Raw genomic sequence first — 24316 nt, forward strand, 5'->3', positions numbered from 1 at the left:
CGTCGATTACCCGTGTGAAACGGTCCAGCGGTATGGTCGCGAATCATGAGCTCCAACACACCCCAATCACTGCCTCAACTTCAGTCAGTCGCGGTTACAGCACTCAGGAACTACGCCATGGCAACCGACGCGGAGAAGACAGAATTGCTTCGCACGACGGCGGGCGCCTTCGTGTCCGCAAGGGAGCATTTCTTCACAAAGGAGGGGACTCCGGATTGGGGAGGGCGGACTCACGCGTACCGTAGTTGGGTACGCGAGAACATGATCCTTGCGGAGGTGCCCGCGGCCGACGCGTCTGCACTGCAAGCGGCGATCAGGTACCACAGTGGGAACATACTCCGGGGCCGATTGGACTCGGAGACGCTTATGAGTTTGGGCATGCGTTCAGCTAGTCCGCGCGAACGTTCCGCAGAGAAACAGCAGCGCAACTCCGAGATCCTCTCCGTCTTTGGTGGCGGGGGACAGGCGCTCACGGGAGCGGATGAAATTGTTGCGGCAAGTCGCACAATCGAGGCTGTCCTTCGCCGGATAAGGCTTGATGCCGTCGTGGCGCTCACTCCGGAGGCTCGAAATGAAGTCGCTGCGCTCGCGGAAGCCATTAACACGCGCTCGAAGGCCATCGCTGCGGCGGCAGCCGTCACCTGACCGCCGCGCGGTTGTGTGTTAATCGGGACGTGAGGACTTCGCTGGGGATGCCGGCGGTCCATGGGGGTGCGCGAAGCTGTCGTCGTTCAATTGGTGTCGATTGCCAACCTAGTTGCGACTGTTTGCCACAATTGAGACTGGGATACTCGGCACGTCAGAAGGTCTCTCTTGTGAACTGGTGCCACGCGAATTGAGACACGTTGATCGTGCTGGGGCAGCGGGCATCGTCCTTTGGTGCTCCCGGTTCTCGGCGCTCCGGACACGCACTGCCGTACCTCTGCCCGAGCCCCTATGCACGCACTCGTCGAACTCTGCTGGTCTGGCAAGCGGTGCGCCGCGGTCAGGCGGACTCCACAGTTGCGCCGTCGAGCCACCGTGCGAGGACGCTCAATGCTGCCAACTGCTCCATCGCGATCTGTTCTTGGAGGTCGCCTTCGTCGTGGCTGGCAGGGTTTCGAATCGCCGAGTAGCAACCTTCGGCGAAGGCCACGATCCCACGACGCAAGCTCAGTGATGTCTTTCCACCGTCGTCGTTTTCAGGGCGAAGACGCGGCTTTCCAGGAGCGGGCAGGTCATCGCTGAACGACTGTTGGAAAAGGGCAACTTCCGACGCATCCCTGCGGCCAACCTTGTTTTGGAGTTCAGCGTTAACCTTTACCGACGCCGCGCGCACCGCCTCACGGAAGTGGCCGCTCTGCCAGAGCGACCGCGCGGCGTCCCAGATCCAGGGATGCATCGCTGCCGCATTCATATCTGGAGCATCATCGCCAAGCTTTTCGGCCAGTTCACCGCGCGACTCCAGTTCGGCGATCGCACGAATTGCAGCCTCCCGATGTTGTTTCCACAGACCCGTGGTGTCGATCGGAATGTCCGTCCGCCATCTAGGTAGGACACGGTCAATAATCTTCTCCGCGATCTGCGCGGCCGCCATAATCGCGGCGGGCTCGCTGGAGTTCTCATCCCAGACGTTGTATTCGTAGGACCGCTCTACGACCGCGGTCATGTTTACGAATTCGCCAAGCTTCGCGATCGCCCAATTCTCGTCCACTTGCCCATCTTCCACTGCTGTTCACGATTCGAAGCGAGGGCGCCAGCTTGGCGTGTCACGCGCGGCCGGAATCATTGTGATTTGCCGACTTGTCCACCTTTTGAGGTTCTATTCTCCATGGATGCATCGGAGTCATGTCGCTGAGGTGCTTTGAGGTGGGATCCATGGGTAGCCGCCGTCATAGAGCGGCCTAGCCGATGAGCGGTCAGATCAAGAACGAGTCGGCGACTACAATGCTGGACCACGGCAGCCGCGGCGACTAGATCATCGTCCGGGTCATTCGAACATCCGGGACTCGGTATAAGTCAGATCCCGTCGGTGCCCGCTGGGGCAAGCCCATTCGTCGAAGGCGAAAGGGACCATTGTCGGACGCTCGTTCGGTGGAAGAGGCGTCCATCGGTCTTTCGGCTTCACGGTAAGTGTCATCTGCTCGCCGCAGATGTGGCACTGCGCAGTAGGCACGGGCTCTCCTTGTTCACGTTTCTCAGGCACAGCGACTGGCGCGTGCGTCTAGGACGGAAGTCAACCGTCGGTCACGATGCCCTCGACCTTGCTGTCAAGGTCGACTCGCATGGGCACGAAGCGGCCATGGAAGAACAATCCCGATGGGCGGGCCTCCGTGATTCCATCTGGAGGCGACGTCACAGGTGTGCGATACCCGAGCGGACTCCCTCCAATAACGTGCTCAGGCAGCCGACCTACGACCAAGGTCGGGAACGACGCGACTCCATCGGGAAGTGGATGGCCGTAGTGTTTGCGCGCCGCCACGTGGAAGAGGGCGGCGTATACGTTTGCCATCATCCAGGTTTCTGCCAGCACCACGGGAACCTCGACACGAAGTGACACAGCTTCGAGGCCCTGTTTTGGCTTGGCATTTTTCGAGCGGCTGAGGTATGTCAGCATTGGCCGATCGAAGATCGGGATTGATTTTCCTTCTCCGAACGAGCTAAGCGGAATCTGCCCAAGTTCGTCGGGTGCTCGCGTGATGAGCTCAATGCGCACATCCCCGCGGGTGCGAATCGCTAGTCCGTGCTTCACCTTGTTGTAGGCCGCGTTGATGGAGAGTTCGTCGCTGGTTAGGAGCAATGCCGCGTGATTCACCCATGCAATCGCCGTCTGTGCCGCAGCAAGGGCGGTGTCATCGATTGTCGCGCCGTACGGGAAGAGCAGTTCGAGGAATTTCGACGGATCGGCCTCGATGGCGTTCTTGTTGGCAGCGACCACATCGTCGAGTCGCATTGGGCTATCTGCAAGGGCGAGCCACGTGCACGGGGCGTCCCCGGAGCGTGGCGTGGCGGCCGCAACGGTATACAGGAACCGCGTCAGCGCCTCCGCAGCCTGATGGCGGAGGGCCAGAGCGTCGACGGCAACGTCTAGTTGTCGTTCCTCTTCTCTGAAAGCCAGGACAGTCTCCGAGGAGGAGAGTCCCAATGCCCGAAAGAAATCGGGCTGATCCGCAGGAGACGGCGCTGCTGTGTCGCCCGCAGCGTTCATGAGCATCACGATTCGTGATGAGAAGTGCGAGAGCGGCTTGGAGAGGAAAAACTCGTCGTCTAGTGCTTTTGCTTGGTCCGGTGTCAAGGCGACACCCTCCATGCGAACATCGAGGAACATGAAGTTCAGTGTGCCGCTCGTGCGACGGAATCTCACCTAACGACACCCCTCGAGTCGTTGCCTTACTTGGGGCTTGGGCAGCTACCCGACCCGCCCCCTGATGATCTCGAAGATGTTCTCGCGGTAGCGGGGCTTGACCCGGTGCTTCGTCCCGGCTTTTATTTCCGTCACGAGCTTCGCGATCGATTGGGCGTGCCGGAAGGTACCGCCTGCCGCGAAGTACGCCCGCAGCCAGGCATCGACATCGACCGGGTAGCCTTCGACTGCGAAGGCGCGGACGAGTTGTACCACTGCTTCCTTGCCGGCGCCCGAGCCGAGGCCGTTGTATTCGTGGTCGATCATCATTGCTGACGCGGCGATCATGAGAGGGTCGGGCGCAGTCATCGCTTCGCCGGTGTGCAAGTTGATCGCTCCACGTCCGTCAAGCCATGTCCGCACCACATCTCTCGGCCACCAGACCAAGACGAAGATTCGAGTCACGGAATCGCCGTTGACAACTCGGCGGATTACTTCCAGCTCGTCCTGTTTGTAGGGATGTAGCACGACGATTCCATGGTCAATGACCTTGTCGTCTCTATCGAGCCGCGACAGTTCCCCGATGTTGAAGACCTGGCGCGACTCCACATCGGGCGCGATGAAGTTCGCGGCCTCAACGTCCGCGCCTCGATCATTACGAGTGAACTTCCTGACGTCGGTAACGGCGAAGAGGCATGGCGCGCCGCCCACCCACTGGCGGATAACCGCACTTTGGTCGACCATTGCGGTGCCGTGCTGCCCCCAGTCTTCACGGGTCATGTACGCCAGTTCCGTCATAGCAAGCTCCTCTCGGCCACTTCCGACAATGAATGAATTCGCGGTTGACGTGGTTCGCGAATATCAACCACAGCATCCGTCGCAGCCGTGCGTAGTGACGTCTCGCCCGCAGAGCGCGTGGTGGGCGACATCGTCCGGGTGACGGGCCAGCCGAGCATGTGGTGACTTGACGGATTGTGCATCCAGCAGTTTTTAGCAACACACGTTCTGGCGGCGTGCACGTTGACAAGCACGCCGTTCGATACCCACGTCATTCCTGGCGGCTCCGCCGGCTGGTTCTTGTCTGCGCTCATGGCGTCACCTTAAGGAGCGCCACCGACACGCTCAGCGAGCCAAGACCAGCGGCGCTTGGATCTGAGGCGAGAATGCGTTCGCCCGGAGCACACATCGGACAGCCTCGCGACTTGCGTCGGTGGTCGACTGTTTGTCGGTAGTCGTGATTGTTGGCCAGGCATCGCCACCAGTGGAGTTCGGTGATTGCAAAGCACTCCTGTGGCGTCTTCCAGTTGAGGTAGGAGTGCCACTCCTTGATGAGGATTGAGTCGGTGGTTGCGAGGTCGTTGATTCCGGTTATACGCGTGCGTTTGGAGCATCGGCCGCATCCGATCCCGGCGACCCGGCGGTCGATGCGCTGGCGGTAGCTGTGCCCGTTTCGGCAGAGCCATGCCATGTTCGCGTTTGATCCGTGGGTGAAGTCTTCGGGGCGAAGGTCTCCGTTCCATTCCGGGTGCCATTCTGCGGCTAGAGCGGGGTGGGTAGTTGCGAGGTCGGTCTTCACCTCCAGACGTTCGGTTTGTGAGCATTCGCGGCACCCGCCGTTGGCGACTCGCTCGAACACTCGAGTGATTTCGTGGTGTCCTTCTTCGCACCGCCAGTGGATTGATCGGTTGCTGCCGGCGGCCACGTCCGTGGGTCCAACTCGGTTGGATGTGCGGCACCAGTCCGCGGCGATGTCGGGGTGAGTTGTCGCGACGTCGTTGTGTCCGGCGATGATCAGCCGTTTGCTGCACACTGAGCAGTCCTTCGACCTGGTCCGGTTGGCCACTGATTGCGGGTACTCGTGCCCGTGCTTCTTGCACCGCCAGGTGTAGATCTGTTGAGTTCCGGCCGGGATCTGTGACGCGGTGAGACCGCCGTTCAGTTCGGGTAGGAACTCCTCGGCTGCTTCCGGGAAGAGGGTCGCGAGGTCGTTTTGTCCGGTAAGGACGCGACGGTGTCTGCAGGCGGGGCAGGTCTTCGGGCTCTGCAAACCGTCGTTGAGGACGGTGGCGACGTAGCGGTGTCCATTGGCGCAGATCACGTTGACTCTCCCGCGGCGAGGGTTGTCCATGTCGTGGGCACCGTGGATGAAGTCGAGGTACTTCATCGCGGTCTGGTACTCGTCAGCAGTCGCGGCGAAGTATCCGGCGAACCGCTCCAGGTTCCTTGCCGCGGTGCTGTATCCGGTGGCGATCTGCCGGGGGAGCGGGAAGTCGTGGCTGGCGGGTGTCTGGTAGGAGTCGTTGCGCGTGATGGCGTCGCGTACTGCGGCGGAGGTCGGATGCAGGTAGAGCCAGATCCCCCTAGTGACTTGCGGTCTCTTCTCGCCAAGGGTCTCGTTCACCATCTCCCGCAGCTGTCCTACCGCGTCGATGTATGACCGGGAGGGGTCGAAGAGGCGGCGCATGAAGGCGCGCTCGGTGAGCGCGTCTGCCAGGGCGACGATGGAGGGGAAGCGCTCCGCTGCGGTGGTGAGGTCGGGCGTGCCGGGGGCGGTGAGGATGCGCTCGAGCACGTCATACATGCGTGGGTTGATCCGGCCGTGGCGTCTCAGATTCCGGAACGTCCGGGCCGCAGCCAGGATCTCGTGACCGACTGGGTGTTGGCGGTCGATGGTGGACAGTCCCACCCATCGCCGGTGCTTCTGGCAGACGAGGTCGTCGAAGTGGGGGTGCTGCTTGATGTGATGTCCTTTCGCGCACAGGAGGCACCTCCACCGGTCACGCAGAAGCGGTTTGCACTGCTCGCAGGTTTCGCCGGCCGTCCCGCAGAGCCGTGCGCGCCGAGGTGACAGGTCGAGGTTCGGGTTGCGGGTCTTTGCCCGCAGCACCCTTGTCCACGCGGTCTCTGGGTCGTCCGGGTGACGGGTGCCGGTGGCTTCCTTTAGGAGTTCGCGGGGAAGGGTGTCCAATTCGAAGTTGGCGGAGAGTAGCCGGCGGGTGTAGCTGTCGATGGTTTCGTGGTGCTGGGGTCGCACGGCGAAGACGAATGGGCGGCGCAGGGTGGACATTAGGCGACCCTTCGGGTGGTGCTGTTTTGGCGGGCTTGGCTACGGGCGTGAGCGGTTTCGGCGGTGTGGTCGAGTTTTCGGCTATCCAGCAGCGCCTTGTCGATGCGTTCGGGCAGGTTCGGGTTGGTGATCGCTTCGATGGCGCTGCCGGTGATGAGCCGGCCGAGGCTTCCGATGGAGCCACCGGTTCGTGCGAACAGGTAGTCGCTGAGTTCGGCTAGTGTGCCGGTTTCGTGTTCGTGCAGGAGCAGCTCTCGTTCGAAGGCGGGGATCAGGCCGCGCCAGCTGCGCCGATCAGCGGCATCGGAGAGCGAGAAAGGAGTCATCTCGAGGATGCTGAACCGGCTGGCGATTTGCTGGCCGCGGGCGCCGGAGAGCAGGGCGCCGGTGGTCAGGTCGATCCCGGCGTAGAGGAAAGTGGCGGCCAGGTCGTTATGGAGGTTCTTCAGCAGATCGACCGATTCGCCGTTGCCGGTGCCCCGTCCGGCGAGGTTTTGCAGTTCGTCGACGACGATGAGTTGGGTGCCGGCGGCGTTGACGAAGTCGACTATGCGGGCGCGGATGCTGCCCATTGACTCGCCACTCTTGACGTGGAGTCCGAAGAAGTCCGCAAAGGTCTTCATCAGGAGTTTCCCGGTGGAGGCGGCGGGCACCTCAACATAGACGACGGGCACGCGGCCGTGCTCGTGAAAGTCGGGGAACTGGCGACGGTACTGGTTGAAGACATATTTCATCAGGGCCTTGGCGATCGTGGTCTTGCCCAGTGTGGAGGCGCCGGAGAGGACGAGCCCGGCGTGGCCGGAGTTGCGGCCGATGTTCTCGGCGAACGCTTGGGCTAACAGCCGCTTGGCCTCGTCGAGATAGTGGGTCTTGAGCACGATTCCGCCGGAGAGGTAGACAATCCGCTGGCGGTCGTAGTCCGCCCGCTGGGCCGGACTCATCGCGGTCAGCTCGGCGGCTTCAGCCATCACTGGTTTCGCGATGGCGGTGTTCAGGTACTGGGTCAGCCCCTCGTGCTGGTAGAGAGAGGAGGGGCGGTCGGTGTTATGGAAGTGCAGCATGCTTAGTCCTCATCTGGGTTGAACGTGTCGGTGTCGGTGATGTCGTCGTCGGGGAAGTCGCTTGGGCGCAGGATCGGCGGCACGGGCGGGGCGCGGTGTATCGGTGTGCCGGTTATTTCGGCGTTGGTTCGAGCGGTCATCGCACGATTCTGCTTTTTCAGTTCTCGGACTGTGGTTTCAACGAACGGGTCGTGGATGGCATCGGCGTCGCGGCGCGTGCATTCGATCAGTTGGCCGTCTCGTCCCCGCACCCACACGGTTGTGTGGTTGTACGGGTCGAACTTGACCTCCCATTTGCCGCCGTGATCGACCCTCCCGGAGTGGGTGCGGCGAAGCGGGTGCAACTCGGGGGAGTCGTACTCGCGCCTATGGAGACTCACTCCCGTGCTGGTGATAGTCCGGAATTCGGTCGACAGCAGTTCGATCCACGTCTCGGGTGGCATGGGAAGTCGTAGCTGCCCGGTGACCTCGGATAGCGCGGCGAGCATTTGATTCGGCGAGTACTTGATGCTGGGTGTCATGCGGTCCCGCAAACCTTCGTGCGGGCGGTTCTGCCACACGGTCAGCACCCAGTCGTCGAACAATTCATAGAGCGCTTCGGGGGTGAGTAGGTCGTCGAGTTCCGGGTCAATGCCTCTGTTGGTGACATCGGGGCCGACATAGCCGGGTAGGTACTGGGTGAAGAGCGTGTTGATTGCGTCGAATTGTCGCTCGACGAAGGGTTTGCCGGTTGGTGTGACAGGGGCGGACAAGCTGATGTCGATGCCGTATCTCTCCGCCGCGGCGCGGAAGTCTCTGCCGGCGTAGTCCATTCCGTTGTCCATCATGACTCGCCGCGGGAATACGAACGGCCTGGCGTTTCTGGCGAGGGCGAGCTCGGCGGCGCTGCGCAGGTTCGCCTGAGGGTTATCGGCTGCAACGACGGCTCGGTGGTCCGACTTGTCGGGGCGGTTCTCTGGCGGCACCAGCGCCTGGGCGAGGAGACTCACCTGGTCGATGCCGTTAGTTGCCTCGAGTCGGATGGTTGATGCCAGGATGCTGCGAGTGGCGACATCCACCAAAATCGACAGCCGCGGCCGCTCATACGCTTTCTTGCCGGAACCCGTCCGGACATAGACATCCAAGGTTGTGGTGTCGACTTGCACTTCGGCTCCGGCAACCGCCTGCCAGAGCTTCTTGAAGGTGCGGTCGGGACGCCCGGCGATGGATTGGCGAGTCTTGGCCCTTCCGAACGTGTGGCGGCCGCGGTCCAGCTCGTTGATGTAGCGGTAGAGCGACCGACGGGATGGGATGTTGACAACCTGCCCAGTGGAGGTTGCCCGGTAGATCGCGTCGTCGATGAGCTTGGCCTTGGTGACCGTGGCCTTTGTGGCCTGGTTGCTCATCTCCTGCGCTAGGGCGGTCAGCACATCGGCGTCTGACTGTTCCAGCGGTCCATGCAGCTGGAGGCTCCGGCGGTCCACCAGAGCATCGGCGCCACCTTCCCGGTACGCCTTGATCTTGCGCATGATGGTGGCACGCGAGGTGCTTGTGCCCATCCGGGACATCTCCGTGATCTTGGTTTGAACTCGCCGTTCCAAGCTGTGCGCTGACGGGTCGTACTCGGCCCTGACTTCAACGCTGTCGTCGACGCGTCCGAAGAGAACCTCACGGACGTGGCGAGCCCAAGAATCGACCCGAGTTGAAGGTGCCGCAGTCAGCGTCTCGGTGATGCGTGCTGGCGGAAGCGAGCTAACCGCGAGCGGGACAATTCTGGCGAGTTCAGCGATGTGAATGTCTCGGTGATCTCCGTTGGCGGTGTCGCGTAGTCGCACGATATTCGCACGGCGCTCGAGGAACTGGTAACTGCCGTCGTCGAGTTCGATGATCTCGTCGGTATCAAGCGTGTGCACGGTTGCTCCGTTCTACTAGCGAGGTGCTGCTAAGTCGGGTACTGAGGTCGACTGCGACGACGCGGCGCCACACGAGGTGAAGCAGCGCCGCCCTGGAGTCCGCAAGGGTTCCAAGAGCGAGCGTCCGAGCTGCGTCGTCGAAAGGCATCGGCTCGCTGAGGGATGCTAGGAGCCGATCAACCGCTTGCGGTGCAGGGTGAAACCCGCGGTGCTTGAAATGGCGAAGGTAGGCAACGTTGCGATGCTCGACCGGTGGCAGTTCCGTGAGGATCTCGTAGCCCCAACCAACCCGCTCACAGAGCGCCATGGTGCGAGCGAACTGGGTCAGCGCCCTCGCATCGATGCGCGCAGTGGGCTTGACGTCGTAGAGAACCTGTCGGTGGTTGCTGTGCAGGGCGAACAGGTCCGGGAAGTGACGGGTCCCGTCGGCGAAATCGATTCGCATCGGCTGGCTCGCGATCGCCACGATGTCGCAGGTCAGGTCAAGCCAAGCAAGGCAGCTAGCCTCCAGCAACGACTCCGTTCGAACGTGAGTGCCCGTACCGGTGAAGTAGTAGAAGCCGTGATAGTTCCGCTGCTTGGCGTATCGATTGCCTTCCCTGCTCGCGCTCGCCAGGTAAAGCTCACGGTCGAGCAGTTGCGGGGTGGCCGGCTCACGCCTCCACGATCCGCTGGGCTCGAGCCAACAAACTTCGGCAAAGCCGTTGAATGACGTCGACCTCGCCCTGATTTCCATTTCTAGTTCCACACCCAGAGAGAGATGGCAGCGAGCGCTGTCATTCGAAACTTCTGACAGACTGGGTCTGTTTCGCATGAAAATTGCGAAAACAGTCCTTTAGGAGCCATTGGATGAGCGAACCGCGTTACCGGCCGCGTGACTATTGCCTCGACTGGCACGGGTTCGGGAAGGCGCTTCATGTGCGATGGCGACCACTCACCGGTGCCGAGGCCTCCCGCATCGCCGCGGCGCGTATGCAGCACTTGTGGGCTGTTCGAATCCGAGAGCGAGCTCGCGCCGAACGGATTCCGCTGAAGATGTATGCCGAACGCGTCGGAACGAGCTACGACCGGCTCCTGAAGCTCTTGCGGGGAGACCTGATCATGCGACTTGAGGATGTCGGCATGGCAGAGCTGGTCCTTGGCGATGTCGTCGACGCGGTGAGCCCATTCAGACCGATGCGCGATGGCGTACCGGCGGGTCGCGGGTGATCGCAAAGTGGGCATGGGAACCTCGTCGACTCCTTGGAGTCGACGAGGTTAGCGCTTCTCAAACTTGCGAAGATCCCGCGCATCTGTACGGTCTTGGGGTCATCGTTCCATTCCCGGTGACCCCACGTCTGCGTGCTCGTACATCTGCTGGCGCAACGCCCGATCGTGCTCGGTCGGTGCTGGAGCGCTTTTGAGAGGCGGGCGCACCGCCGTCTAGTTGTTCGGCGTGAAGCCTTTGACCCGCGTTAGACCACGCACAACACGGTCCTTACTAAGGTGCCGCAAATCTTCTTTGGCCGCCTCTATGTCCCGACGCAGGTCATCATCTGGGGCGAGGGATTCAAGAATCTCGAAATACGCTTGCTGCTGGGGGCTAAGTTCGTTTGCCAAGGTCTCGCCCTTTCTAAACCGAGTCATCGCTCGAGATCAGGTTACGTGCAACGACTGACGCCGTCGCCGCGGCCGACTCTCCCGATTTTGCAAGCATCGGTACAAAAACATCGTCGCTTTGTTTATAGGCCCTGTCAATTGTCAACACACCCAGCATTTTTCCGTCCTTTTGCGGATGCCATATCGGGACCGCCAGAATCTCGGAGTATTTGCCAACTATGGATTGGAACTCTTCGCGCGTGAATCCCTGCCGCGTGTCTTTACGGATATTCAAGAACTCCTCTTCGCTGAACGAAGTTCCTGCGTGTCTCTTTGCAAGATTGTGACCAGTCCAGTGAACTTCCCGCCGTTCCGACCAGCACTGCCCTACCGTACCGGTGCGGGGCGTCCATCGAATACCGGATTGTTGGGGATAGCCGGGGCGAAAGCGCTTGATTCGCTTGAGGCGACGCGCCTCGTCCGAACGCTGCAGCGTCTTGTCCAGCCATGACACGGTGTACACGTTGGCGCCTAACTCTTCGAATCGAAGCTCTTTCTTCCCTTTGACGAGGCCGATAAGCAATGCCATCAGTGCAGTCTCAATCTTCCGGCTCAAGATGGCTCTGTTGTCTTCCCAGCGGCGGACAACCAGGCTGCCTGCATTGTCGACGCCGATCACGACGAGGCTGAAGGCCCAGGCAAAGGGTTCGAGTCTTGGCAAGTTCGGGACAAGGCCATTGGCTTGCAGGGCTGCGGTGACGCCAACAACGGTCACCCATAGCAAGGCGCCGATGCGCATCCAAATAACGACTTTTCCCCACACGATGGAACATCGTATACGCCTGTCCGCGCTGTCGATGGCCGCCCTGAACCTATTGAAATCGCCAGGTCGCGTGTTGGCCGGTTGCCAATCCCTCGTGCGCTGAGCGCGCCCGACAATTCAAAACGGTCTCCATTCACCTGAGACACCGCGCATAGGTGACGTAGTAGCCCGCATTGGGTTGCTGCGAAGGAGTGATCAATGTCGGATACACCGCGAACAGAGCCTGAGGAACGGGGAACTGTTGGAAGCAACCGAGAACGTAACTGGCATGGGCGGCTACAGGCACTCGCGGACTTCGTGGAAACTTACGGTCGGCTGCCTCGCTCCAATGCAAGGCGTCGGCGGCAGCCCGACGCGGCGGGGGAGCGTGCACTTGCGGAGTGGCTGAGACATCAACGCCGCCCTCAGGCGCGGGAACGGCTCTCGGATTCTCAGCGCCAGCTCTTGGAAGCGCTTCCTCAATTCAGTTGGGAACCGCTCGATGACGCCTGGGATGACCGTCTGGACGAGTATCGCGAATTCTTAAACATGGAACGCCGACATCCCAGGTACCGCAGCCGTGACGCGCACGAGCGAGCATTGGCGGCATGGGCTGTTCACCAACGCCAGCAAGACCGAGCTAACAAGTTGCCCTACTGGCGTCGAAGCGAGTTCTTCGCGCTCTTCGAAACCGCCGAGTGTGCTTCCGCTCCCGTGAAGAGGCCCAGCCCTCAGATCATCTCGATTGACCGGAACTCTCACGGATTGCGACTGGCTAGGTACGTCGGATTGCCCTCATCAATCGAGTACCTGACGTCTGCGGCGTCGGTGGTGCGTGAGACGCTTCGGACATGATGGAGACTTCCGACACCGAGTCGAACCCGACTCCCTCGACCCACGTCCAAGTCGCGGCTGCCCAGGCAAGAGTGGCCATCGACCAGATCTTGGAGTGCGAAACCCCGGCGTCGATTGCGCAGCTTGCTTCGTCGACGCACGAACTGAATCCCACTAAGTACTCCCGGCGTGAGCAGATAATCGCGGCACAGACGCGAATCGCTCTTGAGGCAGTAGTGGGGCAGCCCACTCCCGACTGGGTGCGAGAGCTGGCGAGTCAACCGCTGACCGACGACGAACCCTAGATGCAAACTCTGGTGCCCCCGGCCGCATTCGGCCGCACGACCGCGGTTTGATGCCCGCCATTGAATTAGGAGAAACCCATGGCGAACTTCCTTTACTTCGCCGAGAGTCGCGCTATTCGTCTCGACGCGATACTTGGCGTGTACGCAGAGAAAGTGGGCCAGCACAAGACCTGCGTTTACGTCCAGTTGCCATCGGGCGCCGTTCAGGTCGCCCAACTAGTGACACTTGAAGAGGCCGAAGCGTTCGCTAGTGAACTGCTCCGCCGGCTCGAGAAGCAAGAGACCAGCTTCTGGGCGCAAGAGGTCTTTGACGCCACGATCGAGGAGGACGACTGACTCCGCACGTTGCTATCGCGATTGGGGAAACGTGGCAACAGCGCAAGCCTCATGACCCGCGTCGCGCTTGTACGGAGGGGGATTGTCGTCCGATGTCCAGTCACCGCTACGTTGAGTTCAAGCTGAAGAAGAGCGGGGGCAGCACGTGGCTGTGAGCATTCACGACATCCTTGATGAGTTGCGTTCTATCGCGTACGACGAGCGGGACAAGGGTGACCGATTCGAACGCTTGATGCAGTCGTATCTGTCTACTGAGCCGCAGTACCAGCAGCTCTATAGCGACGTCTGGATGTGGCGGGACTACCCGCAACGCAACGGCCGCAAGGACACCGGCATCGACCTCGTGGCCAGGGCTCGAGATACCGGTGAACTAACAGCGATCCAGTGCAAGTTCTACGACCCAGCAACCCAGGTCACCAAGCCGATGCTGGATTCATTCCTTGCAGCTTCCAGCAAGACATATGAGGGGCAGGCCGAATTCACTGCACGCCTCGTCATCTCCACGAGCGATAACTGGGGGGTTAACGCTGAGGACGCGGTCGAGAACCAGAACCCGCCCGTCTCTCGATTGCGTGTCCAGGATCTTGATGACTCATCGATTGACTGGTCACAATTCTCGCTCGCATCACCGGCTGAGTTGACGAAGAAGGCGCACAAGACGCCGTTCCCGCATCAGGAGAAGGCGATAGCCAAGGTCGTTGCGGGATTTGAGTCGGCCGACCGGGGCAAGTTGATCATGGCCTGCGGTACAGGCAAGACGTTCACTTCACTGAAGCTGGTTGAGCAGATGGTCCCGCGCGGCGGCACGGTGTTGTTCCTCGTGCCATCGATCTCGCTGCTCTCACAGACGCTCAAGGAATGGACGATCGAGGCGTCCGTTCCGTTGCGATCATTCGCGGTCTGCTCCGACGTGTCGGTGGGCAAGCGGAAGAACGACGAGGACATCCCTGTCACCGACCTGGCGTACCCGGCCACGACCAACACCACCAAGCTCGTGGCAAAGTTCGCCGAGGTCCCGGTGGACTTTGACGGCATCACGGTCGTCTTCTCCACCTACCAATCGATCGACGTCGTCGCCAAAGCGCAGGACGACGGCATACCCGAGTTCGATCTCATTGTGTGCGATGAAGCACACCGCACCACCGGAGTCACCCTGGCAAACGACGACGAGTCCGCCTTCGTCCGGGTACACAATCAGAGCTACATCCGAGGCAAGAAGCGCCTCTACATGACCGCAACACCCCGCATCTACGCTGACGTGAGCAAGTCAAAAGCCGAAGAAGCCGGCGCCACCCTGGCCGACATGAACGACACCGGGCTGTACGGCGAGGAATTCCACCGCCTCAGCTTCGGAGAAGCCGTCTCAATGGGCCGACTCACCGACTACAAGGTTCTGATTCTCGCAGTAGACGAAACGTACGTCTCTAAACGGTTCCAGCGACTGCTCGCCGATGCGGACAACGAGCTCCAGCTCGAAGACGCAGCGAAGATCGTCGGATGTTGGAACGGGTTGTCCAAGCGGTCTCTTACCCAGGATGAGTTTGCCCTCGATCCTGAGCCAATGAAGCGCGCAGTGGCCTTCGCCCGCAACATCAAAGAGTCAAAGAAGATCGCGGAGCTGTTCGAGCGCGTTGTTGACGCGGAGATCGACGCTCAGGATGAGGACGCCGACCGGCTTCTTCGTTGTGAGGTGCACCACGTCGATGGCACGTTCAACGTGCTCGACCGTAACAAGGAACTCGACTGGCTAAAGCAAGAGCCCGGCGACGGCAATGCACGCATCCTCACCAACGCTAAGTGCCTCTCCGAAGGAGTCGACGTACCCGCACTAGATGCGGTCATGTTCCTCAACCCGCGTGACTCCGTCGTAGACGTCGTGCAATCAGTGGGTCGTGTCATGCGGAAGTTGGAGGGTAAGAAATACGGCTACGTGATCCTCCCTATCGCAGTGCCATCGGATGTAGACCCTGCATCGGCTCTGAATGACAACAAGAAATACAAGGTCGTCTGGCAGGTGCTGCAAGCTCTGCGAGCCCACGACGAGCGATTCGACGCAGAGGTCAATAAGATCGACCTCACCGGGAACACCGACCGACTTCAGGTCGGCGTCATCGGTAAGGGCGGCGCGCGGACCGACCGCGAGTCGGAAGCCGACTATGGCAGCGTCACTCTCGACATGCCCGACATCGACCAGTGGCGCGACGCGATCCTGGCCAAGATCGTGCAGAAGGTGGGGGAGCGCCGCTACTGGGAGACCTGGGCCAATGACGTAGCAGGCATCGCCTCCGACCACATCACCCGCATTACGACCCTCGTCGACGGTTCAGACACCGCGTTACGCGACGAATTCGCCCGGTTCTTGAAGGGGTTGCAGGACAACCTCAACCCGTTCATCACTGAACGGGACGCGATCGAAATGCTTTCCCAGCACCTCATCACCAAGCCGGTCTTCGACGCCCTGTTCGAGGGCTACGCATTCAGCGACAACAACCCTGTCTCTCAGGTCATGCAACGAATGATCGACGCGCTCGAAAAGCAGCACCTCGAGAAAGAGACGGAGAAGCTCGACAAGTTCTATGACTCTGTGCGCACGCGAGCCGCAGGAATTACTGACGCCGCTGCAAAGCAGCACATCGTGAAGGAGCTGTACGAGAAATTCTTCAAGACAGCCTTCTCTGGAACGAGCGACCGGCTTGGCATCGTTTACACACCAAACGAGATTGTGGATTTCATCATCCACTCTGTCGATGACGCCTTGAAGGCAGAATTCGGGGCGAGCCTGTCCGACAAGGGGGTGCACGTACTTGACCCCTTCACTGGAACCGGCACCTTCATCGTCCGACTGCTCCAATCCGGCCTTATCCGACCGGAAGACCTCGCCTACAAGTACCGGTACGAGCTACACGCCAACGAATTAGTGCTGCTCGCGTACTACGTCGCTGCAATCAACATTGAAGAGACCTACCACGAGCTCGCAGGCGGCGAGTACATGCCCTTCGAAGGCATCGTGCTCACCGACACATTCCAAATGAATGAAGCCGACGACGAACTCGACAATCACGGCGTCTTCCCCGAGAACAATGATCGCGCAGAGGCCCAGAAGGCGCTCGACATTCGCGTCGTCATTGGAAACCCGCCTTACTCCAAAGGGCAAGAGTCGGGGAATGACAACAACCAGAACCTCAGCTATCCGACCCTCGACGCCAGGATCGCCGCGACGTACGCTATCCGGTCCACGGCTCAGAACAAGAACAACCTCTACGATTCGTACATTCGAGCGATCCGCTGGGCATCCGACCGCGTTGGCGACCGAGGCGTCGTCTCTTTTGTCTCCAACGGCGGGTTTATTGACGGCAACACGGCAGACGGCCTCCGCAAGACCTTTGCCGCCGAGTTCAACAGCATCTACGTTTTCAACCTCCGGGGCAACCAGCGAACCGCAGGCGAGCAGTCCCGAAAGGAAGGCGGCAAGGTTTTCGGTAGCGGCAGTCGCGCGACTGTGGCGATCTACCTCCTCATTAAGAATCCCGTCGATCCAAGCCTAGGAAAAATTTTCTACTGCGACATTGGCGATTACCTCACCCGAGAGGAGAAGCTTGAGATCGTCCGCAACGCACGCAGCTACACCGGCATCGAGTGGACGTCGATCACGCCGAATGTGGAGGGCGACTGGATCAATCAGCGCAACGCTGATTTCGAGTCTTTCACGCTCCTGGCCTCCAAGAGGAAAGAAGATCAGCGAAAACTCCGCGTGCTTCACAGCCATTCGAGAGGATTAGAGTCTGGCCGGGACGCTTGGATCTACAACTACTCAGCTAGCCGACTGCAAGCGAACGTTCGACGAAGCATCGAGACCTATACGAGTGAGGTCGCGCGGTGGATCCAGTCCGGACGTCCGGTCCCGGTCGAAGCTTTCATCGACACTGATCCCACGAGACTCAGTTGGACCCGCAGCCTGCGCAATCATCTGCGCAGGGAGCGATCGATTAAATTTAGGCCCGAGAACGCGCGGTACACCGTGGTCTATCGCCCCTTTTCAAAGCAACATGCATATTTCGACGAACACCTAAACCACGAGCGATCCCAGACTCCGAAGTATCTCCCCACGCCAGAAACTGAGAACTGGGGATTCGTCGTGACGTCTCCCTCCTCGCACTATCCGAGTTTTGAGGTGTTGGCGGTTCGGGGGATCCCCGATGTTCACACTCTGGATACGGGGCAGTTCTTCCCGAGGTTCACGTTTGAAGGGAACGATTCCGCCGGTGACCTGCTCGCAGCTCTGGACGACAGCGACGGCGACTTCCGTCGAGTCGACAATGTAACCGACGAGATCCATGGCGACTATAAAGAAAGCTATGGGCCCCAAGTAACAAAGGACGACATTTTCTTCTATTTGTACGGTCTGCTCCATTCCCGTGAGTATCGAGCGCAATATGGGAGCGACTTGAAGAAGTGGCTGCCCCGCATTCCGAAAGTCAAGGACTTCCGGGCGTTCAGCGAAGCTGGACGCAAACTGTCGGATCTGCACCTGAATTACGATGCCGTTGAGCAGTACCCGCTCGAGGAGCATCGCAGCGCAAACGCGACCTACCGAGTCCGGAAAATGAAGTATGCAAAGGCAGGGCGCCTCGCGGACAAGTCCACTCTCATTTACAACTCCGACATAACTGTCTCCGGCATACCGGCGGAAGCACACGAGTACATGTTGGGCTCCCGTTCCGCGATCGACTGGATCATCGAGCGCTATCAGGTCAAGCCCGACAAGGCCTCTGGAATCATTAATGACCCAAACGACTGGGCCGAGGAGCAGGGAAACCCGCGATACATCCTGGATCTCCTTGCCCGAATCGTCACGGTGAGCGTGGAGACGGTCCGCATTGTCAACTCGCTGCCGGCCTTGGAGCTTCTGAGTGAAGAAGATGAGTCGCCGGCCGCGTGACTAATTGGATTGAAGCAAAGGTGGAATAGTGCCACTGACCGCCTTCCTCAACGGTGAGGAAATCCTGGCTCCATTCGTTTCGGAAAGCGATTGGGTCGGAATGAAGGGACGCAAGCCGCGGCCGCTCCTGAGTTGCGGCGTCGAGGCCGTGGTCAAGACCTCAAAGTTGGGGACGCAATTCTTCGCGCATCTCTACGTGCCAAGGGACGACGAGCACAAGGGCGAGTCCCCCGAGCACTTACGGGTGAAGTCCGCCATAGTCACGATCGCGCGTGAACTGGGATGGAACGCCCGCGCCGAAGTAGCGGCCGCGGATCGCAGCTGGATAGCGGATGTGCTGGTCGAAAAAGGCGACCGGCGGATCGCCTTCGAAGTGCAACTCGCCTCGCAGACGGCGGCTGACTACCGCATGCGGCAGAGTCGCTACGAGCGCGACGGTCTCGAGTGCTATTGGTTGGTGCGGCGCGGTGACTACATCGTGCACCGTGACGTCCCGGCAGTACAGGTCAACCTCGAAGCCGAACTGTCAGTGTCTGCTTGGGGGAGCACACACCGTTGGATCGGTGATGAGTCGTTGCTTTTGCCGCAATTCTTAGGGAACGTCCTAGGAGGTGACCTGCGCTGGAATTCGCGGCCCAGGGGCGAGATTCACGCCGAGGTGGCATGGGCCGTGCATGAGTGTTATCGCTGCCACGAACTCAACGTGCTTCACGATCTCCGAGTCGAAGCCGCACTCAGATGTGCGGAGTGTGAGTTCAGCAGTGTCATTCGCCCACCGGAAGCCAAGCAAACCTACCCCGCCCGCGCGCTGAGTTCCCTGGGGCTGTTCATCGAGTCAGCCCGCGTCGGCTGGCAACACAATTACCGAAACGGGAAACGTGAGTGGGGATGGTCTTGCCACAAGTGCGATGCCTACTTCTACCGTTCACACGTGGAGCCGGCACTGCAATGGCCCCATCACGCGATAGCCAGCGCGAAGCTCGGCCACGGAACACTCCGTGCACATTGGTGCACGCCCGGTCATGACATCGGCGACATGGTCGACTTGATCGGCTTTCTTCACGACCCCGTACCGAAGGTCCAAAAGGAACCGGATGAGCGCTCCGGTGAGGACATGATCGCGGAAGCCCGTCAGCGCGAACGGCATCGCCGCAAGCACCGGGACCTTGAGCGAGAGGCTGAACAGCGCCAGGAGCGACCCGGAAAAACCGCCACGCAAGCCAAGGAAGTGGAGTTCTACTTCGTCGCATCCGGCGACGCGCCGGCGTACGAGGGTCCCCGGATCGTTAACCCTCACCAGCGAACCAGCGCCATCGACGCTTACACGCGTGAGCACCTCCGGCATGTCGACGAACTCCTCGAGATCTTCCCCGTTCTGGAAGGGGAGTGCGGTTGCGCCGAGTGCCAAGCAATCTGGAAGGAGTTCACGCGCACACACCGCAAACAACTGTGGCCTGGGCGAAGTGAAAGTCGTATTGACTGGGCGGACCCAGATCGCGACGGTGCGCCGAAATGAGTTCTCGGCTTCCTCCGTGGGAAGAACTGAAACACGCTGCGGCGAAGCACGTCGATCCGGCGCCGCAGACCTCCCAGCGGCGATCAACCAAGCACGGGATCGAGCACATTGCGTAAAGGCTGGAGTGCAATTGCGGCCACGTGACCGTCTGGTCGGCCCGACAGCAAGATGCAGTGAGTAAGTGGCTGAACCACCTCGCGCTCGTAGGCGGGCTAAAGCGACCGACAGATCATCAGAAGGTGACGCCAAGGTCGCACCCGCGGGGACGCTAATCAAGAGTCAGTGCGTTTATCCCACGATTGAAGCCCCGGTCCAACCAAGAAGATGAGTGCGGTTCAAAGCGAAACCTATCCGCCCATCTCAGGAAGTGCGCCCATCGAGACTATCGATCCGGCGGCGTCGCAGGCCTGACTGACGGCACCCTTCGCCGCAAGGAACGCGGGGTCGTCCGGGTCAACACCATCTGCAGCTACACGCTGAGCCTCGCGAAGGCTTGGGGTCACGGTGGAGTCGCCGAAGACGGCGTACATCCAGGCATCTTGAAGGGCGTCGAGACGTGAGGCGTAGGCCGCGTCGTCGATCTTGCCGCTGTTGTGCTCCCACCGGGTCCGGAACTCGATGCCTTCAAGTGCGCTGAACTGGCCGCACTCCCAGTCGGGACTTGCAACCCGGCCGAACATGTCCGCCGGCGATGGAGAGGGAGCCTCAGCGGCTACCGGACTCGGCGCCGGTGAAGGCGTGTCAGTGGCGATCGTGCACCCGGCTGTACCGATTGCCACGGCCAGCAGGAGAACAACGGAGAAGTGGCGCGACCTCGGGTTCATCTCGCCATCGTAGCCGCGGTCCAATCGAAAGATGAGTCCAAACCTACTTCGGCCCGTTTGCAACAACCGATGAGGGATGGGAGAACGGATGAACTATGTGGCGCAGTTGCGGGCAGGAAGTGCGGGGATGGTGAGTGTGGGTTCACCGATATCGGTTATCGGTCCTGGGTTCGAATAGGTGTCCCGGTACCAGATGTCCAGCGAGTGACCATTGCGCTCGGCAATGTACTCACCGTGCGCGAACCGCAAACCATCCGCATGGCCTGTGCGAGCGACTGTCGCCGCGAGGAGACCGTTCGGCTCATAGATGGTGCCGCTTGTGTCAAAGAGCCCGCGTTGCTCTTCTACTACGTATCCTGTTTCGCACCCGTCGCTAAGAAGCGGCGTCACGATCGCGTCAGCGCTGAAGGCCCACAACGCGGGCCAGATTGCGGCAAAGGCCAGGAACCGCGCCGGGACCATGAGCAGGAGCCCCGTCCTTGGCACAGGGATCAGGCACAGAGCGACACCGATCAGACCGAACGCCACCATCATCGTGACGGCAGCAATTGAATCTGAGTCGATAGAGCCGATAAGTACCTTCTGTCTTCCTCCCGAGCGCATGTCGATCAGCGCCAGCGCTAAAAGAATCAGCGCTGTGCACCCAAGAAAGACCGCAATCACAACGAGCAGCGCCCGACGAACCCAGAAGGGGAGAGACACGGGCGGTTCGGCCTCCCCAGGCCAGCTCGGAGGTGTAAGTGACATTTCACCAGTATGAGACTGAATGACCCGAAAGGCTCTCCTGGAGCGACCCGCCGGGCGCGCTTCCCTGGATGAAAGGGTCCGATTACCGCGATTGCGAGCCGGCTGTCTCAACTAGGTTGGCAAAAGTCTCAACAAGGTTGGCACGTGTCAATTGGAGGGGATGACGGGAATCGAACCCGCACCATCAGTTTGGAAGACTGAGGCTCTACCATTGAGCTACATCCCCACAGGCGCCTGAATCAGGCGCGACTGCCGTAGCTACTGTACCGGATGCGTCAAGCTCACGGGATCGGCACGCCCGCCTCACGGAGCCACGCCAGCGCGGGATCCAGGTAGGTACCAACGTTCAGCCCGAGGTCGACGCCCGCCCACTGCCTGAGCACGACGTAGCCGACGACGATCGACAGCAGCACGCCGAGGATGCCGAGGAACACGCCCCAACCCGCGCGTCGTCGACCATTCGGCCGGTAGCCGAGTCGACCCCAGCCGCGAGCTCGCGCCGCGCCGATCCCGCCAACGATGAACGCGGCGACGCTCAGCACGAATACAGGCACGACAACCGACAGCAGACCCAAGATGAGGCCGATGGTCGCGGGGAAGTTCCTGCGGTCGTCCTGCGCACGGTGGGGGAGCGGCGGATTCGCCTCACCCGCGCGAGGAGCGCTCAAGCTGGTGTCCGGCAGACCTGACAACCGTGGCGCCGTGGCCATCCCGGCCGGCGCGGTCGGCAAACCGGGAGGCGCAGGAGGAAGGTCTGCCGCGCCCAGCGGTGCCGAGCGGACCGGAGGCGCCGGCTGCGCGAGGGGCGCAGCTGCTGAAGGTGAAGGGGGCGCTGCCTGAGCGGGGGCGGCAGGCGGAGCGGAGGGCGGAGGCGGCGCTGACGTCCGCAGCGGTTGCGCACTCGCCGGCGGCACCGGCGCGGGAGCAGCGCTTCCAGGGAACCGCGGCGCGGCCGGCGCAGCAGGAGTGGTCGGCAGGGGTGGTGCCGGAGGGGCAGCTAGAGCCGACGCGAAGGCCGCCTCGAAACTGGGCAGCTCATTGTGCGACGGCCCGAACGAGACCAGTTCTGCAGGCAAAGCCGCGGTGGCCATGGCGGGTGCGGCAGGCTGCGGCGTGCCGCCATCCGGAGCATTCCCCGAAGCCCGTAGCGGGGTCGCCGAACTCGGCGGCGGCGGAGCGGAAACCGGGCCGCTCGACGTGATCGCGAGCGGTGCTGCAGGCAGCGACGCATTCCCCGTCGGCTTGGGCACCGAATGGCTCGTCCAGTTCTTCCCATCGAACCAACGGATGTTTCCGGTGACGATCGGATCCGGGTACCACCCGGCCGTCGGCGCACCAGTGATCGTGTCAGTCATGCGGGCCACCGTTCCCCCCGGGTCAGCATCAGCATCCGCACGAGGTCGGATACTGCCGCCAGCATAGGGCAATCCCAACCGATAACCACAGCGAACCGCTCGCGAAAAGCGGCTAGACTTGCCGAGGCCAATTTGCGTTCACTTGCGCGTGCACTGGCCGAGCCACCCAGTTGAACGGGGCGTAGCTCAGCTTGGCTAGAGCGCCCGCTTTGGGAGCGGGAGGCCGCAGGTTCAAATCCTGTCGCCCCGACGATTGCCCATTTCCATCATCAGGAGTAACGACAAGCCCATGAAGACCACCGTCGACCGGTTGAGCCCCACCCGCGTGAAGCTGATCATCAACGTCAGCCCCGAGGAGCTCAAGCCCAGCATTGACCACGCCTACAAGCACATCGCTGAGCAGGTCAACATCCCTGGTTTCCGCAAGGGCAAGGTGCCGCCGCCCATCATCGACCAGCGGATCGGCCGCGACGAGGTAATCAACCACGCTGTGAGCGAGGGACTCGACAAGTTCTTCCGGCAGGCAACCGAGGAGACCGGCATCCGCCCGCTCGGCCGCCCGGAAGCCGACGTCACCGAGCTCCCGAACAGCAAGGATTTCAGCGGCGACCTGGTCGTCACCGTCGAGGTCGACGTGCGGCCAGAGTTCGAGCTGCCCTCGCTGGACGGCGTCGAGCTCACCGTCGACCCGATAGAGGTGACGGATGACGAGGTCGAGGCCGAGCTCGAGAACCTGCGCAGCCGCTTCGGCACCCTCGTCACGGTGGACCGCCCCGCCAAGACCGGCGACTTCGTACAGATCGACCTCAAGGCCACCATCGGCGACAGCGAGGTCGACACCGCGACCGGCATCTCCTACGAGGTCGGCAGCGGCGAGCTCATCGAGGGCATCGACGAAGCGCTCGACACCCTCACCGCGGGGGAGAGCACCACGTTCGACGCTCCGCTGCTCGGCGGCGACCACGCAGGCGAGACCGCGCTGATCTCGATCGACCTGATCGCGGTCAAGGAGCGCGACCTGCCCGAGGCGGACGACGACTTCGCTCAGATCGCCAGCCAGTTCGACACCATCGACGAGCTGCGCGAGGACCTCCGCGTGCAGCTGAACCAGTCCAAGGTGTTCGGTCAAGGCGCCAAGGCGCGCGACCTGCTCGTCGAGAAGCTGCTCGAGTCGGTAGAGATCCCGATCCCGCAGCAGCTCATCGACGACGAGGTGCACCGCCACCTCGAGAACGAGGGACGCCTCGAGGACGACGAGCACCGCGCCGAAGTTGCAGAGTCCAGCGAGAAGACGTTCAAGCAGCAGCTGCTGCTCGACGCCGTGGTCGAGGCCGAAGAGGTCAAGGTCAGCCAGGACGAGCTCACCCAGTACCTGGTGCAGAGCGCCGCGCAGTACGGCATGGAGCCGGGCGAGTTCATCCAGGTGCTGTCGCAGAACGGCCAGATCCCCGGCATGGTCGGTGAGGTCGCGCGCGGCAAGGCGCTAGCGCGCGTGCTCGCCAAGGCCACTGTCAAGGACACCGCAGGCAACGTGGTCGACCTTTCCGCCTTCACCGCCACCCCGGATGAGGACGAAGACGGCTTCGACCCGCGCGGCACCGCCGACATGCTGCAGCAGCTGAACTCAGCCGACACCGGCACCGACCGCCACGGTCGCACACCCGACCACGAGCACTTCGGTCACGACCACCAGTAGTCGCATCGACTCGCGGGCTGGGCTTCGGCTCGGCCCGCGCTG

At 61.3% G+C, this 24316-nt stretch carries 19 protein-coding genes and 2 tRNA genes; 9 read left to right on the plus strand and 12 right to left on the minus strand.

The genetic code is table 11. The annotated features are described in order from the left end of the window. Nucleotides 1-117: 117 nt before the first annotated feature. Nucleotides 118-645, plus strand: a complete 528-nt coding sequence (locus HGK58_RS07475; protein WP_168626979.1) for a hypothetical protein — start codon at nt 118-120, stop codon at nt 643-645. A gap of 340 nt (nt 646-985) precedes the next feature. Here HGK58_RS07475 and HGK58_RS14060 read toward each other — a convergent pair whose 3' ends face one another. The 7 genes from HGK58_RS14060 to HGK58_RS07510 form a co-directional block, all read right to left on the minus strand. Beyond that, the gene (locus tag HGK58_RS14060; RefSeq protein ID WP_210422793.1) at nt 986-1693 is read right to left on the minus strand and encodes a TIGR02391 family protein; all 708 of its coding nucleotides are present in this window, start codon (nt 1691-1693) and stop codon (nt 986-988) included. Nucleotides 1694-2215: 522 nt separating this feature from the next. Next, on the minus strand, nt 2216-3307 hold the full coding sequence (locus HGK58_RS07485; RefSeq protein ID WP_168626980.1) for a hypothetical protein: 1092 nt from the start codon (nt 3305-3307) through the stop codon (nt 2216-2218). 81 nt (nt 3308-3388) lie between these two features. Then, nucleotides 3389-4120, minus strand: coding sequence for a hypothetical protein (locus HGK58_RS07490; protein WP_168626981.1), 732 nt, complete (start codon nt 4118-4120; stop codon nt 3389-3391). 289 nt (nt 4121-4409) lie between these two features. Continuing rightward, the gene (locus tag HGK58_RS07495) at nt 4410-6389 is read right to left on the minus strand and encodes a zinc-ribbon domain-containing protein (RefSeq protein ID WP_168626982.1); all 1980 of its coding nucleotides are present in this window, start codon (nt 6387-6389) and stop codon (nt 4410-4412) included. Continuing rightward, on the minus strand, nt 6389-7450 hold the full coding sequence (locus tag HGK58_RS07500) for a TniB family NTP-binding protein (protein ID WP_168626983.1): 1062 nt from the start codon (nt 7448-7450) through the stop codon (nt 6389-6391). The genes HGK58_RS07495 and HGK58_RS07500 overlap by 1 nt, the downstream gene beginning before the upstream one ends. A 2-nt stretch (nt 7451-7452) precedes the next feature. After that, nucleotides 7453-8958, minus strand: coding sequence for a Mu transposase C-terminal domain-containing protein (locus HGK58_RS07505; protein ID WP_168626984.1), 1506 nt, complete (start codon nt 8956-8958; stop codon nt 7453-7455). Between the two features lie 370 nt (nt 8959-9328). Then, the gene (locus HGK58_RS07510) at nt 9329-10078 is read right to left on the minus strand and encodes a TnsA-like heteromeric transposase endonuclease subunit (protein WP_168626985.1); all 750 of its coding nucleotides are present in this window, start codon (nt 10076-10078) and stop codon (nt 9329-9331) included. Between the two features lie 113 nt (nt 10079-10191). On the opposite strand from HGK58_RS07510, the gene HGK58_RS07515 reads away from it, so the two are divergent. Next, nucleotides 10192-10551: a hypothetical protein gene (locus HGK58_RS07515; RefSeq protein ID WP_168626986.1), complete on the plus strand. Its 360-nt coding sequence runs from the start codon at nt 10192-10194 to the stop codon at nt 10549-10551. A 403-nt stretch (nt 10552-10954) separates the two neighbouring features. Here the strand turns inward: HGK58_RS07515 and HGK58_RS07520 are convergent, their stop codons facing one another. Then, the gene (locus HGK58_RS07520; protein WP_168626987.1) at nt 10955-11719 is read right to left on the minus strand and encodes a hypothetical protein; all 765 of its coding nucleotides are present in this window, start codon (nt 11717-11719) and stop codon (nt 10955-10957) included. Between the two features lie 854 nt (nt 11720-12573). On the opposite strand from HGK58_RS07520, the gene HGK58_RS07530 reads away from it, so the two are divergent. The 4 genes from HGK58_RS07530 (at nt 12574) to HGK58_RS07545 (ending at nt 19652) form a co-directional block, all read left to right on the plus strand. Next, nucleotides 12574-12861 (plus strand): hypothetical protein, encoded by a 288-nt coding sequence (locus HGK58_RS07530; protein WP_168626989.1) that lies wholly within the window; start codon nt 12574-12576, stop codon nt 12859-12861. Between the two features lie 78 nt (nt 12862-12939). Next, nucleotides 12940-13197 (plus strand): hypothetical protein, encoded by a 258-nt coding sequence (locus tag HGK58_RS07535; protein WP_168626990.1) that lies wholly within the window; start codon nt 12940-12942, stop codon nt 13195-13197. Nucleotides 13198-13348: 151 nt separating this feature from the next. After that, nucleotides 13349-18136: a type ISP restriction/modification enzyme gene (locus HGK58_RS07540; protein WP_349236169.1), complete on the plus strand. Its 4788-nt coding sequence runs from the start codon at nt 13349-13351 to the stop codon at nt 18134-18136. 28 nt (nt 18137-18164) lie between these two features. After that, nucleotides 18165-19652, plus strand: a complete 1488-nt coding sequence (locus HGK58_RS07545) for a hypothetical protein (RefSeq protein ID WP_168626992.1) — start codon at nt 18165-18167, stop codon at nt 19650-19652. A 347-nt stretch (nt 19653-19999) separates the two neighbouring features. Here HGK58_RS07545 and HGK58_RS07550 read toward each other — a convergent pair whose 3' ends face one another. The 4 genes from HGK58_RS07550 to HGK58_RS13770 form a co-directional block, all read right to left on the minus strand. Beyond that, the gene (locus tag HGK58_RS07550; RefSeq protein ID WP_168626993.1) at nt 20000-20476 is read right to left on the minus strand and encodes a hypothetical protein; all 477 of its coding nucleotides are present in this window, start codon (nt 20474-20476) and stop codon (nt 20000-20002) included. Nucleotides 20477-20569: 93 nt separating this feature from the next. Continuing rightward, entirely contained in the window at nt 20570-21223 is a 654-nt protein-coding gene (locus HGK58_RS07555; RefSeq protein ID WP_168626994.1) for a hypothetical protein, read from the minus strand. 152 nt (nt 21224-21375) lie between these two features. Beyond that, nucleotides 21376-21449, minus strand: a tRNA-Gly gene (locus HGK58_RS07560). Between the two features lie 55 nt (nt 21450-21504). Then, nucleotides 21505-21891 (minus strand): hypothetical protein, encoded by a 387-nt coding sequence (locus HGK58_RS13770; RefSeq protein WP_246865488.1) that lies wholly within the window; start codon nt 21889-21891, stop codon nt 21505-21507. Between the two features lie 370 nt (nt 21892-22261). On the opposite strand from HGK58_RS13770, the gene HGK58_RS13775 reads away from it, so the two are divergent. From HGK58_RS13775 to tig, 3 genes are all read left to right on the plus strand, one after another. Further along, nucleotides 22262-22645 carry a hypothetical protein gene (locus HGK58_RS13775; protein ID WP_246865489.1) on the plus strand — a complete coding sequence of 128 codons (384 nt, stop codon included), beginning with the start codon at nt 22262-22264 and terminating at the stop codon, nt 22643-22645. A 108-nt stretch (nt 22646-22753) separates the two neighbouring features. Further along, a tRNA-Pro gene (locus HGK58_RS07570) sits at nt 22754-22828 on the plus strand. Nucleotides 22829-22867: 39 nt separating this feature from the next. Beyond that, nucleotides 22868-24274: a trigger factor gene (gene tig / locus HGK58_RS07575; RefSeq protein WP_168626996.1), complete on the plus strand. Its 1407-nt coding sequence runs from the start codon at nt 22868-22870 to the stop codon at nt 24272-24274. Nucleotides 24275-24316 lie beyond the last annotated feature (42 nt).

The organism is Cryobacterium sp. BB307, from assembly GCF_012274275.1.
Taxonomy (GTDB): domain Bacteria; phylum Actinomycetota; class Actinomycetes; order Actinomycetales; family Microbacteriaceae; genus Terrimesophilobacter.

What these genes read in the sequence shown, in the direction of transcription:
- HGK58_RS07475 (WP_168626979.1), top strand. Translation starts at nt 118, where the DNA reads ATGGCAACCGACGCGGAGAAGACAGAATTGCTTCGCACGACGGCGGGC.
- HGK58_RS07485 (WP_168626980.1), bottom strand. Translation starts at nt 3,307, where the DNA reads ATGTTCCTCGATGTTCGCATGGAGGGTGTCGCCTTGACACCGGACCAA.
- HGK58_RS07490 (WP_168626981.1), bottom strand. Translation starts at nt 4,120, where the DNA reads ATGACGGAACTGGCGTACATGACCCGTGAAGACTGGGGGCAGCACGGC.
- HGK58_RS07495 (WP_168626982.1), bottom strand. Translation starts at nt 6,389, where the DNA reads ATGTCCACCCTGCGCCGCCCATTCGTCTTCGCCGTGCGACCCCAGCAC.
- HGK58_RS07500 (WP_168626983.1), bottom strand. Translation starts at nt 7,450, where the DNA reads ATGCTGCACTTCCATAACACCGACCGCCCCTCCTCTCTCTACCAGCAC.
- HGK58_RS07505 (WP_168626984.1), bottom strand. Translation starts at nt 8,958, where the DNA reads ATGCGCAAGATCAAGGCGTACCGGGAAGGTGGCGCCGATGCTCTGGTG.
- HGK58_RS07510 (WP_168626985.1), bottom strand. Translation starts at nt 10,078, where the DNA reads ATGGAAATCAGGGCGAGGTCGACGTCATTCAACGGCTTTGCCGAAGTT.
- HGK58_RS07515 (WP_168626986.1), top strand. Translation starts at nt 10,192, where the DNA reads ATGAGCGAACCGCGTTACCGGCCGCGTGACTATTGCCTCGACTGGCAC.
- HGK58_RS07520 (WP_168626987.1), bottom strand. Translation starts at nt 11,719, where the DNA reads ATGCGCATCGGCGCCTTGCTATGGGTGACCGTTGTTGGCGTCACCGCA.
- HGK58_RS07530 (WP_168626989.1), top strand. Translation starts at nt 12,574, where the DNA reads ATGATGGAGACTTCCGACACCGAGTCGAACCCGACTCCCTCGACCCAC.
- HGK58_RS07535 (WP_168626990.1), top strand. Translation starts at nt 12,940, where the DNA reads ATGGCGAACTTCCTTTACTTCGCCGAGAGTCGCGCTATTCGTCTCGAC.
- HGK58_RS07550 (WP_168626993.1), bottom strand. Translation starts at nt 20,476, where the DNA reads ATGAACCCGAGGTCGCGCCACTTCTCCGTTGTTCTCCTGCTGGCCGTG.
- HGK58_RS07555 (WP_168626994.1), bottom strand. Translation starts at nt 21,223, where the DNA reads ATGTCACTTACACCTCCGAGCTGGCCTGGGGAGGCCGAACCGCCCGTG.
- tig (WP_168626996.1), top strand. Translation starts at nt 22,868, where the DNA reads ATGAAGACCACCGTCGACCGGTTGAGCCCCACCCGCGTGAAGCTGATC.